We start from the raw sequence: 11,728 nt of genomic DNA on the forward strand, positions 1-11,728 counted from the left end.
GAGCATGACGCCAAAGGGTGGCCACCGGCTTTTGGCTAAGATCATGCTCAAAACAAGGGCTTGGAGCGGGATGATGATTCAATCCGAGGTCATCCTGCGCTAAAGCATCGAACCCAAATGGAGAGCTGCGGGCGCTCGTCGGGGCGCCGGCCGCTCGAACGCATGTTAGGCGCCAGCCGCATGAACAGCATGTCAGCTCCTGTGACGGAACCGGCGCGATGGCCCGCCCGCGGCGATGCGGCCATGACCAATGCCCTGCTCCCCATCGGGCGGGCCATGATCCTCGCCGCCGGCCTCGGCAAGCGGATGCGGCCGATCACCACCACGACGCCCAAGCCGCTGGTCCGCGTCGGCGGCCGGGCGCTGATCGACCACGCCATCGACCGCTTCGTGGACGCCGGCGTGGCGGAGGTCATCGTCAACGTCCACTATTTGCCCGATCTGGTGGAAACGCACCTGGGCAGGCGCAAGGCGCCGGCCATCACCGTGTCGGACGAGCGCACCCGGCTGCTGGAGACCGGCGGCGGCATCAAGAAGGCGCTGCCGCTGCTCGGCGATCAGCCGTTCTTCGTCGGCAATTCCGACAGCCTGTGGATCGAAGGGCCGCGCTCGAACGTGCGGCGTCTGGGCCGGGCCTGGGACCCGGAGCAGATGGACGTGCTGCTCCTGCTCGCCTCCACGGCCACAAGCATCGGCTATGATGGCCTGGGCGATTTCGCCATGGATACCGCCGGCCGTCTGGTTCGCCGCGGCGAACGGCTGGTGGTGCCGTTCGTCTACGCGGGCGTGGCCATCGTCAAGCCGGCGCTGTTCGCGGAGACGCCGGACGGCCCCTTCTCGCTCAACCTCGTCTTCGACCGGGCGCTGGAACGCGGCCGCCTGCATGGGCTGCGCCTCGACGGCCAGTGGCTCCACGTGGGAACGCCGGACGCGGTGCGCCTCGCCGAGGATGTGATCGCGAACAGCAACCGGTGAACCACGAGCCGCGTCCCGACCTCTTCAGCCGCCTCGCCGCCCCGCGCGTCTTCACCGTCCCGCCCGGCGCGCCGTTCCTGCCGACGCTCGCCTCGGCCCTGCTCGACGGCCGGCTGGTGCCGGGCTTCGCGCCGCGCGCCGAGCCGCTCGGCCTCGCCCGTGCCACCGTCTTCCTGCCCACCCGCCGCGCCGCCCGGGCGCTCGCCGACCATCTCGTGGCGCACGCGGGTGTCGGCGCCCTGTTCCTGCCGCGGATCGTGCCGTTGGGCGATGTGGACGAGGACATGCCGTTCGGCGAAAGCGACGATGCGGCCGGACCATTCGAAGGCGCCGACGCCGCCCTGCCGCCGCCGATCCCGGCGGCCGAGCGCCGGCTGACGCTGACGCGGCTGGTGCTGGCCTGGGCCCGTCAGGTCGACCGGGCGCTGCTCAGGCTCGCGCCGCATGAGCCGCTGCTGGTGCCTGCTTCGCCCGCCGACGCCTTGGCGCTCGCCGGCGACCTCGAACGGCTGATGGACCACATGACGACCCAGGGCGTCGACTGGGACGCCCTGGCGGCGACGGTGGAAGCGCGCCACAGCGCCTATTTCGGCATCACGCTCGCCTTCCTGCGCATCGTCGCCGAGACCTGGCCCGCGCTGCTGGCCGAGCGTGGCGCCAGCGACCCCACGGCGCGCCGCAACGCGCTCATCCTGGCCGAGGCGGCGCGGCTCGCGGGCGCGCACGGCCGGCCGGCCTCCGGGGCCCCGATGATAGCCGCCGGGTCCACCGGCTCCATGCCGGCGACCGCCCGGCTGCTCGCCGCCATCGCCCGCCTGCCCAACGGCACCGTCGTGCTGCCCGGCCTCGACCAGCACCTGGACGACACCAGCTTCGATCTGCTCACCGGCGGCAGCGGCGGCCGTCCGGGGGTGCGCGCCGGCATGGAGGAAGCGCCGTTCGGCCATCCACAGACCGCCATGGCGCGGCTCATCGCCACGATCGGGATCGACCGGCGCGACGTCGTTCCGCTCGGCATCGCCCCGCCTGCGGCCATCGCCCGCAACCAGTTGCTGAGTGAGGCCTTGCGGCCGGCGGCCACCACAGAGCTGTGGGCCGAGCCGGCGCACCGCCCCTCGCCCGCGACGGCGGCCCGAGCCCTCGCCGGCGTTGCCATCGTGGAAGCCGGCGATGAGCGCGAGGAAGCCCTGGCCGCGGCCATCGCCATCCGCGAGGCGCTGGAAGACCCGCGCGCGACAGTCGCCCTGGTCACGCCCGATCGGGGGCTGGCGGAGCGCGTCTGCGCCGAGCTCGGCCGGTGGGGCCTCGACGCCGACGATTCCGCTGGCCGGCCCCTCGCCCGCACAGCCGCCGGCCGGCTCGCCCGTCTGGTCGCGGAGGCGGCCGCCAGCCGCTGCGCGGCGCGGGCGCTCGTCGCCCTGATCACCCATCCGCTCGCCGGCTTCGGCCAGGGCCAGCGGCGGGCGCGCCGCGCCGCGGCCGCCCTGGAGATCGGGCTGCTGCGCGGCCCCGAGCCGCCACCGGGCGTGGCCGGCCTGCGCGCCGTGCTGCCGGAGCGGCGCAAGGAAGCGGCCGGCCCCCATGCGCCGCGGCCGCTGCGGCGACTCGGCGACGGCGACTGGGAGCTGGCCAGCGGACTCATCGACCGCCTGGAGGCAGCTCTGGAGCCGATGGCCACAGCCGCCGCGGACGGCGACCTGGTGGCACTGGCCGGAGCCCACCGGCAGGCGGTGCTCGCAGCCGCAGTCGGCGAGGGCGAATTGACGACGCTCACGGGGCCGGATGCCGACGCCCTCTTCGCCCTCTTCGACGACCTCGCCGCCGCCCCGGGCTGCACCGTGCCCGGCGGCCTCGGCGACTATCCGGCCTTCTTCGCCCGGCTCGCCGGCGACCGCGTCGCGCGGCTGGAGGGCGCTGCCGGCGACGGGCGCGTGCGCGTCCTGGGCCTCCTGGAGGCACGGCTCGTGCACGTGGACCGCATGATCCTCGGCGGCCTCGACGAGGCCGTCTGGCCACCGGCGGCCCGCACCGACAGCTTCATCAACCGGCCGATGGCCGCGGCGCTCGGCCTGCCGCCACCGGAGCGACGCATCGGCCAGACCGCGCATGACTTCGTCGCCGCGCTCGGCACCGAGGATGCCGTCATCACCCGCGCCGCCAAGCGCGGCGGGGCGCCGACCGTGCCGTCGCGCTTCCTGCAACGGCTGAAGGCGCTCGCCGACGACGGCCCCGTCTCGCCGTGGGCCGAGGCCGTGACCCGCGGCCGCCGCTATCTCGACTGGGCGGCCGCCCTGGACGCGGCCCCGGCGCCGCGGCCCATCGCGCAGCCCGCCCCGCGGCCGCCGGCCGACCTGGTGCCCCGCTCCCTCAGTGTCACCGAGGTCGAGACGCTGGTGCGCGACCCCTATGCCATCTTCGCCAAGCATGTGCTGCGGCTGGATCCGCTGGACGAGCTGGCGGTGCCGCCCGGCGCCGCCGACCGCGGCACCATCATCCACGACGTGCTGGGGCGCTTTGCCGAGCGCTGGCCGACGAGCTTGGTCCAGGATCCGACCGACGAGCTGATCGCGTTGGGCCGCGAGGCGTTCGCCGGCCTCGCCGCCTATCCCGACATCGCTGCCCAGTGGTGGCCCCGCTTCGAGCGTGTCGCCCGCGCCTTCGCGCGCTGGGAGCTGGCGCGGCGGCCAGCCGTCGTCCAGGTCTTCGCCGAGGTGTCCGGCCGTCTGGAGCTGTCGCTCGCCGACGGCGTCACCTTCACCCTGCGCGCCCGCGCCGACCGCATCGAGCTTCGGCGCGACGGCGGCGCCACCGTGGTCGATTTCAAGACCGGTTCGCCGCCGACCGCCAAGGAGGTGTTCGTCGGCTTTGCGCCGCAGCTCACCCTCGAGGCAGCCATGCTGCGCCGCGGCGCCTTCACCGGCGTGCCGGCGGGCGGCGGCCTGGCCGATCTCCTCTACGTCCAGGCGAACGGCGGCGTCCCGCCCCTGCGACCCCGGCCGGTGGCGCCCCCGTCCGGCGAGCCCCGCACCGTCGCTGCCCTGATCGAGGAGCATCTCGCCCGTTTCGAGGCGCTGATCGCCCGCTACATCGCCGGCGAGCTGCCCTTCCGCGCCCGCCCCTTCGCCAAATACGCCAAGCGCTACAACGACTACGACCACCTGGCCCGGGTGCGCGAATGGTCTCTCGCCAGCGCGGAGCCGGAGCCATGAGCCTCGACACGATCGCGGCGGCCGGCCCCGTGAGCCGGGCCACCGAGGTGCAGCGCATCGCCTCCGATCCGGCCCTCTCCGCCTTCGTCTCCGCCAACGCCGGCTCCGGCAAGACCAAGGTGCTCGTCGACCGCGTGCTGCGGCTGCTGCTCGCCGGCACGCCGCCGGGCAAGATCCTGTGCCTCACCTATACCAAGGCGGCCGCGGCCCACATGGCCGTCAAGGTCTTCGACCGCCTCGCCAGCTGGGTCACCCAAACTGATGCCGAGCTGGCTCACGAGCTCGGCCTGCTGGAGGGCCGGCGGCCCTCTCCTGCCCGGCTCATCGCCGCACGACGGCTCTTCGCGCAGGCGGTCGAGACCCCCGGCGGCCTCAAGATCGAGACCATCCACGCCTTCTGCGAACGCCTGCTGCACCTCGTGCCGTTCGAGGCCAATGTCCCGGCCCGCTTCGAGGTGCTGGACGAAGCGGCCCAGGAGGAGCTCGTGGCCGACGCCACCCGCGCCGTGCTGAGTGAAGCGGCCGCCGGCGGCTCCGCCGCCACGGCGCTCTATCGCGTCAGCCTGGAAGCGGCCGGCGACCTGTTCACCACCGCCATCCGCGCCGCGCTCGCCCAGCGCGCCTTCCTGCGCGACATCGCGGCTTCCGCGGGCGGTGTCGCCGCTGCCATGGAGGCCCTGGCGCAGGCGCTCGGCCTGCTGCCCGGCGACGCGCTGGCCACGATCGAACGGACCATGCTCGAAGGCGGGCTGCCGCCGGCGGAGTGGGCCGCCGTAGCCGGCGAACTGGCCGGCGGCGGGAGGAACGACCAGCAGCGCGCGGCGGATTTGCGAGCCGCCGACGCCGCCACCGAGCCAGCCGAGCGGCTCGAGCGCTATCTTGCGGTGTTCTTCACCGAGGAAGGCAAGCCGCGCGCCGACACGCTGGTCACCAAGAAGGTCGCGCAGGGCCTTGCCATCCGCATGCGCGACGAACGCGATCGGCTCGCCGGCCTCGTCGACCGGCGGCGGGCGGCGCGGACGGTAGAGCGCACAGCCGCGCTCATGACGCTGGCCGAAGCCATCCTGAGCCGGGTCGAGGCGCTCAAGCACGCCCGCGGTGCGCTGGATTTCGACGATCTCATCGACAAGACGCGCACGCTCCTGGAGCGCTCGGAGGCAGCCAGTTGGGTGCTGCACAAGCTCGACGCCGGCATCGACCACGTGCTGGTCGACGAGGCCCAGGATACCAATCCGGCACAATGGGACATCCTGCGGGCGCTGACGGCCGAGTTCACCGTGGGTGCCGGCGCCCGCCAGGAGGACCGGACCGTTTTCGCCGTGGGCGATCCCAAGCAATCGATCTACGGCTTCCAGGGCGCCGATCCGCGAGCCTTTGCCGAGAGCGGCCGCTACTTTGCCCGCGCGGCCGCCGCGGCCGGCCACCGCTTCGAGCCGCTCGAGCTCAACGTCTCGTTCCGCTCGGCCCCGGCGGTGCTGGCCGCCGTCGACCTCGTCTTCGGCGTGTCCAGCCACTTCGCCGGCCTGGCATTCGGCGAAGACGCCACCGTACGGGCGGGCACGGTGCACGCCACCAGCCGGCTCGGCCACTACGGCCGCGTCGAGATCTGGACCCCGACCGCGGCCGAGGAGGACCCCGAGCCCGACGCCTGGGCGGCGCCCGTCGATACGCCGGAGCCGACCTCGGCCGCCGTCGTGCTGGCCGAGCGCATCGCCCGCAACGTCCGCGTCCTGGTGCGCGAGGGTGACGAGACCGGCCGCCGGGTGCCGGCCGGCGAGGTGCTGATCCTGGTGCGCAAGCGCGGCGCACTTTTCGAGGCGGTCATCCGCGCGCTCAAAGGGGCCGGGCTGCCGGTCGCCGGCGCCGACCGGCTGCGGCTCGGCGAACACATCGCGGTGCTCGACCTGGTGGCGGCCGGCCGCGCCGCGTTGCTCGCCGACGACGACCTGACCCTGGCCACGGTGCTCAAATCGCCCCTCGGCGGCCTCGACGACGACGACCTGGTGGCCATCGCCGCGCGCCGGCCGGGCCGCGTCTCGCTGCGCGCGGCGCTCAGTGAGGCCGCCGCCGGCAACGCCACTGCCGCCGCGGCCCTGGGCGTCGTCGAACGCCTCGAGGCGATGAGCGGCCGTCTCGGCCCCTTTGGCTTCTATGCCGCGCTGCTCGGCCCGCTCGGCGGTCGCCGCGCGCTGGTGGCGCGGCTCGGGCCCGAGGCGCACGACGCCATCGACGAATTCCTCGGCCTGGCGCTCGCCCACGAGCAGCGCGAAACCCCCTCGCTCGCCCTGTTCCTGGCCCGCTTCGGCGACGCCGCGCACGACGTGAAACGCGACATGGACGCCAGCCGCGGCGAGATCCGCGTCATGACCGTCCACGGCGCCAAGGGCCTGGAAGCGCAGACGGTGATCCTCGCCGACGCCTGCCGCTACGACGAGCGCCTGCCGCCGCTGCTCACCGTCGACGTCGGCGGCGGCGGGCTGGTGCCGCGGCAGGTGCCGGTGTGGCTGCCTGCGGCGGCCGAACGGCCGACGGCCCTGGAGGACGCCTGCAATGCCGCCCGTAGCCGCGAGCGCGAGGAGCACAATCGGTTGCTCTACGTGGCCATGACCCGGGCCAAGGAGCGGCTGGTCATCGCGCCTCACCTCGCCAAGGCACCCAAGGTGCCGCCCCGCGAATGCTGGTACGGCATGATCGACGCCGCGCTGGGCGGCGCGGCCGACGGCGGCGGTGGCGTGGAGGTGCGCGAACTCGCCGATCCGCGCACCGGCGAGGCGCTGCGCGTGGTGGCGAGCGGGGCCCACGCTGCGCCGGTGGAGTTGAGCGTCCCCGCGACCGCGGCGCGGCTCGCGCCGACCTGGCTGACCGCGCCGGCCCCACGCCAGACGAGCACCGCCCCGGCCCTGCTGCCCTCGGCCGCCGGCGGCCGGCGGCCGGCGCGGACGGGGCCGAGCGCCGACGATCGAGAGGCTAGGCGCGAAGGCCTGCTGCTGCATGCGCTGCTCGAGCGGCTGCCGGCGCAGCCGGCGGCGGCGCGGCCCGCGGCCGCCGAGCGCTACCTGGCGAGCCAGGCGGCAGACTGGCCGGCCGCGCGTCGACAGGCACTGGCCACCGAGACTTTGGCCATCATAGCCGCGCCGCGCCTCAAGGCGCTGTTCGGCCCGGCCGGGCGCAGCGAGGTGGAGGTGGCGGGCGAGATCACACTGCCGGACGGCGGCGCCTTCTCGGTCAGCGGTCGCATCGACCGCCTTGCGCTGACGGACGAGGCCATCCTCATCGCCGACTTCAAGAGCGGCCAGGCGCCCGGCGTCCTCGCCGACAGCCACGTGACCCAGCTGGCACTCTACGGTGCGCTGGTCCGGCGGGCGCTCCCGGGCCGCCGGGTGCGGCCACTTCTGGTCTATCGCACCGGGCTGGCGATCGTCGAACTGACAGCCGAGCAACAGCACGAGGCGCTCCAGCGGCTGGCGCCGACGACTGCGACGGCGGGCGGATGAGCGCGGCGCCACCGCCCGAGGCGCCATCGTGTAGACGCACATCCGCCCTGTGCGCGCCGCGCGCGCGCCGGCCTTGACCCTCCGGCAGCGGCTTCCTAGCTTCTGGACAACGACGAACGGAGCGAGTCGAACGGCTCGCGGAAAGGTTAGCCATGGCGACCACAAAAGTGACCGATACCAGCTTCGAGGCCGACGTCCTGAAGGCCGCCGAGCCGGTGGTCGTCGACTTCTGGGCCGAGTGGTGCGGCCCCTGCCGCATGATCGGCCCGGCGCTGGAGGAGATCTCCAAGGAACTCGGCGACAAGGTCAAGATCGTGAAGCTGAACGTCGACGAGAACCCCGGCGTGGCGGCTCAGTTCGGCATCCGCTCGATCCCCACCCTGATGATCTTCAAGGACGGCAAGCTCGCCTCCCAGAAGGTCGGCGCGGCGCCCAAGGGCGACCTGTCGCGGTGGATCCAGAGCACGGCCGGCACCGCGGTCGCCTGATCGGCGCAACGACTTTGAATCGATGTGTGGCCGGGCTTCCCCAAGTCCGGCCACATCTGTTTGAGGGGCCTCACGCGTCCACGATGGCCACGGCGCGAGTCCAGCCGGCCGAGGCGCGCTGAATTTTCACAGGGAAGCAAACCACCTGGAAGCCGTCCGGCGGCAGGATCTCCAGATTGTGCAGCTTCTCCAGATGCGAGTAGCCGATCTCGCGTCCCGCCCGGTGTCCTTCCCAGATCAGGCTCGCGTCGCCGCCCGCGGCGATCTTGCGCTTGGTGTGGGAGAATGGGGCGTCCCAGCTCCAGGCGTCGGTGCCGACCAGCCGCACGCCCTGCTCGAGCATCCACAAGGTGGCGGCTTTGCCCATGCCGCAGCCGGCGTCGACATAATCGTCCTCGCCGTAGCGGCTGCCGGCACGCGTGTTGACGACGACGATCTCCAGCGGCTTCAGCCGATGGCCGATGCGCTTCAGCTCGGTCTCCACGTCGCCCGGCGTCACCACATAGCCGTCGTCGAAGGCGCGGAAATCGAGCTTGACGGCGGGCTGGAAGCACCACTCCAGCGGCACCTCGTCGATGCGCATGCTGGGCTCGCCGCCCGGGGTCAGAGCATGGTTCATCGATGAGAAATAGTGATAGGGCGCGTCCAGATGCGTGCCGTTGTGCGTGCTCAGCGTGCACGTCTCAACGGCCGCGTATTCGCCTTGCGGCAGCTGGTCGACGCCGACACCGAAGTAGCTGGCGATCGCCGGCGCGGTCATGTGGTGGTCGCGATACTCGATCTTCGGCAAGGCGTGCGGCGGGTCGCTGGCGATGCCCGTCTGCAGGGCGACCGAGATATCGATGAGGCGGCGGGCCATCAGGGGTCCTTCGACTACGCGTGAGCTGGGAGAATGCGGCCTTCGCAGCGACCGAATCCGATCGGGACGAAGCCGGGCCGTTCGGCCCGCCCGGTGAAGAGGACGCTGTCGCCGTCGACGAGCCACGTGCGGCTCTCGCCGTTGGGTAACGCGATCGGCCGCTCGCCGTCGGTGATCTCGGCGAGGCAGGCGCGGCTCTCGTCGGTCGGCCCCGACGTCGTGCCGCTGCCGATCAGATCGCCCGTCTCGATGTTGCAGCCGTTGCTGGTGTGATGGGCGATCATCTGCGCCACGGTCCAGTACATGTGCTTGAAGTTGGTCGTGGTGACGCAGTGCGGCGGCGCGCCTGCGGTCCGCATGGCCTCGGTCTGGATGGAGGCCTTCAGCAGCAGATCGAGGCCTCCATCGCGCTGGTCAGCCTCCGCATGGAGATAGGGCAGCGGCGCCGGGTCCCCGGCCGGCCGAGCCGCGGCCGCAATGCGGTACGGCGCCAGCGCGTCGGCCGTCACCACGAAGGGCGAGACCGTCGTCGACAGGGTCTTGGCGAGGAACGGACCGAGCGGCACGCTCTCCCAACGCTGGATGTCGCGTGCCGACCAATCGTTGAGGAGGCAGTAGCCAAAGATGTGGTCCGGCGCCCTATCGATCGGCACGGGATCCCCGAGCACGCTGCTGTGGCCGACGAAGGCGCCGAGCTCGAGCTCGAAGTCGAGCGCCTCGGTCGGGCCAAAATGCACGTCGCCCGTCGCGCGGCGCCACTGGCCGTTGGGGCGGCGGATCGCGGCGCCGCTGACGCGCACCGAGCTTGCCCTGCTGTTGTAGGCGATCGGCACATAGCGATAATTAGCCGGAACCGGATTATCCGGCCGTGTCCTGCGGCCGCCTCGCTCCGTGTGGTGAAGCGAAGCGAAGAAGTCCGTGAAGCCGCCGATCTTCATCGGCAGCTGCAGTACCGCTTGCCGGGCACTGACGATGAGGCGGTCACGGTGAGGCCCCGTCGCATCGTCCTCCACGCGCAGCAACTCGGACAGGCGCAGCCGCAGCGCCCGCAACGCACCACGGTCGAGCCGGGCGAGCGCGTTGAGGCCGGTGCCCCTGCACCCGGCGATCGCGGACGCGTAGCTCGGCGCCAGCAGCCCCGCCTCCAGCGCCCCCTCCAGATCGAGAATGCCGTCGCCGATGGCCACGCCGGCACGCGCCGGCTCGGCGCCCGATGAGAACATGCAGTATGGCAGGTTCTGGATCGGGAAATCGGTGGCGGGGTCGTTGGCGCTGCCGACCCAGCTCCTGCGGGCCGGATCGTGCGTTGCATCGAGCTGAATCATCGAGCGGTTCTCTTGGTTCGAGCGGATCGTCTCATTCCGCCGGCACTTGGCGTGCGGTGGTCGTCGCCGCCACGTCGCTGCGGGCAATGAACCAGCGGCCCGGGCTCGCCGCGATGGCGATCAGGCTGATGATGCCGACGACGACCAGATAGAGCGCGATCGGCCAGGCCGACTTCGCCCAGATGTAGAGGCTGCTCGCCAGCAGCGGCGTGAGCCCGCCGATCAGGCCCGCGGCGATGCCGTAGGCCAGCGAGATGCCGGTGTAGCGTACGCGGGCGTGGAACAGGCTCGACACGTAGGCGGGCAGCACCGCGAAGAGCGCGCTGATGCCCACCATCGCAAGCGAGATCGACAGCGTGATGTCGAAGGCGCTTCCGCCGTCGATCAGCCAGAAGAAGGGGAAGCTGAAGGCGGCCGTCCACAGCGCGCCGAAGAAGGCGACCGGCTTCATGCCGATGCGGTCGGCCAGAACGGCGAAGGCCGGTAGCATCAGGAGCTCGAAGAACGACGCGACCAGGACGGCGTTGAGCACGACCTGACGCGATGCCCCGACGGTCTGGGTAGCATAGGACACGACGAAGATCGCCTGGACGTAGAAGGCGACCGTGGTGCACAGCACGATGCCGCAGCCGATCAGCACATGCCGCAGGTCGTTCCTGAGCACCTCCTTGATCGGCGCGCCGGCGACCTCGCCGCGCTGCTGCACCTGGACGAAGGAGGGCGATTCCAACAATTTCAGGCGGAACAGCAGCCCGACCAGGATCAGGATGGCGCTGCCCACGAAGGGGATACGCCAGCCCCAGGCCATGAAGTCCTGCTTGGGCATCAGTGCCAGCAGCGCGAACGTCCCCGTCGACAGGAACAGCGCGATGGGCGAGCCCATCTGTGGCAGGCTGCCGAAGAAGCCGCTGCGCTTGGGAGGCGCATGCTCCACCGCGATCAGCGCGGCCCCCGCCCATTCCCCGCCAAAGGCGAAGCCCTGGACACACCGCAGCAGGATCAGCAGGATGGGCGCCAGGACGCCGATGCTGGCGTAGCTCGGGATAAGGCCGATCGCCACGGTGGCTCCGCCCATGAGGATGAGCGTGAGGACCAGCATCGACTTGCGGCCGATCTTGTCGCCGAAATGGCCGCAGACGATGCCGCCGAGCGGACGCATGATGGCGCCGGCGGCGAAGGTGCCGAAGGCGAGCAGGGTGCCCACCAGCGGATCGAAGGTGGGAAAGAAGATCGCGCTGAACACCAGTGCGGTCGCTGTCCCGTAGATGTAGAAGTCATACCACTCGATGCAGCTGCCCAGCATGGCCGACAGGCCCGCCGTGACCGGCGTGCGTTGTGGTTGCACCAATTCTTCGGTGGTCATGGCACTCCCCCCTTC

Annotated in this window: 6 protein-coding genes and 1 pseudogene; 4 read left to right on the top strand and 3 right to left on the bottom strand. The window is 72.1% G+C overall.

The annotated features are described in order from the left end of the window. Nucleotides 1–243: 243 nt before the first annotated feature. The 4 genes and pseudogenes from IEW34_RS00300 to trxA form a co-directional block, all read left to right on the top strand. Complete coding sequence (locus tag IEW34_RS00300; protein ID WP_188607148.1) at nucleotides 244–975, top strand: nucleotidyltransferase family protein; 732 nt, start codon at nucleotides 244–246, stop codon at nucleotides 973–975. Then, nucleotides 972–4,184 (top strand): double-strand break repair protein AddB, encoded by a 3,213-nt coding sequence (gene addB / locus IEW34_RS00305; protein WP_188607149.1) that lies wholly within the window; start codon nucleotides 972–974, stop codon nucleotides 4,182–4,184. Before IEW34_RS00300 ends, addB begins: the two co-directional genes overlap by 4 nt. After that, entirely contained in the window at nucleotides 4,181–7,678 is a 3,498-nt protein-coding gene (gene addA, locus IEW34_RS00310; RefSeq protein ID WP_188607150.1) for a double-strand break repair helicase AddA, read from the top strand. The genes addB and addA overlap by 4 nt, the downstream gene beginning before the upstream one ends. A 110-nt stretch (nucleotides 7,679–7,788) precedes the next feature. Continuing rightward, nucleotides 7,789–8,166, top strand: a pseudogene (trxA, locus tag IEW34_RS00315) (thioredoxin); the annotation flags it as partial. A 70-nt stretch (nucleotides 8,167–8,236) separates the two neighbouring features. On the opposite strand, the gene IEW34_RS00320 reads toward trxA, so the two are convergent. Genes IEW34_RS00320 through IEW34_RS00330 form a run of 3 tightly spaced genes read right to left on the bottom strand, consistent with a single transcriptional unit; the run spans nucleotide 8,237 to nucleotide 11,713 of the window. Continuing rightward, nucleotides 8,237–9,025, bottom strand: coding sequence for a cyclase family protein (locus IEW34_RS00320; RefSeq protein ID WP_188607152.1), 789 nt, complete (start codon nucleotides 9,023–9,025; stop codon nucleotides 8,237–8,239). Between the two features lie 14 nt (nucleotides 9,026–9,039). Beyond that, complete coding sequence (gene fahA, locus IEW34_RS00325) at nucleotides 9,040–10,350, bottom strand: fumarylacetoacetase (RefSeq protein WP_188607153.1); 1,311 nt, start codon at nucleotides 10,348–10,350, stop codon at nucleotides 9,040–9,042. A 31-nt stretch (nucleotides 10,351–10,381) separates the two neighbouring features. Beyond that, nucleotides 10,382–11,713 (bottom strand): MFS transporter, encoded by a 1,332-nt coding sequence (locus IEW34_RS00330; protein WP_188607154.1) that lies wholly within the window; start codon nucleotides 11,711–11,713, stop codon nucleotides 10,382–10,384. Between the last annotated feature and the right edge of the window lie 15 nt (nucleotides 11,714–11,728).

Source organism: Chelatococcus reniformis, assembly GCF_014640075.1.
Lineage (GTDB): Bacteria > Pseudomonadota > Alphaproteobacteria > Rhizobiales > Beijerinckiaceae > Camelimonas > Camelimonas reniformis.

Excerpts from the sequence above, each read along its gene's own strand:
- IEW34_RS00300 (WP_188607148.1), top strand. The coding sequence starts at position 244 with ATGACCAATGCCCTGCTCCCCATCGGGCGGGCCATGATCCTCGCCGCC.
- addA (WP_188607150.1), top strand. The coding sequence starts at position 4,181 with ATGAGCCTCGACACGATCGCGGCGGCCGGCCCCGTGAGCCGGGCCACC.
- IEW34_RS00320 (WP_188607152.1), bottom strand. The coding sequence starts at position 9,025 with ATGGCCCGCCGCCTCATCGATATCTCGGTCGCCCTGCAGACGGGCATC.
- fahA (WP_188607153.1), bottom strand. The coding sequence starts at position 10,350 with ATGATTCAGCTCGATGCAACGCACGATCCGGCCCGCAGGAGCTGGGTC.
- IEW34_RS00330 (WP_188607154.1), bottom strand. The coding sequence starts at position 11,713 with ATGACCACCGAAGAATTGGTGCAACCACAACGCACGCCGGTCACGGCG.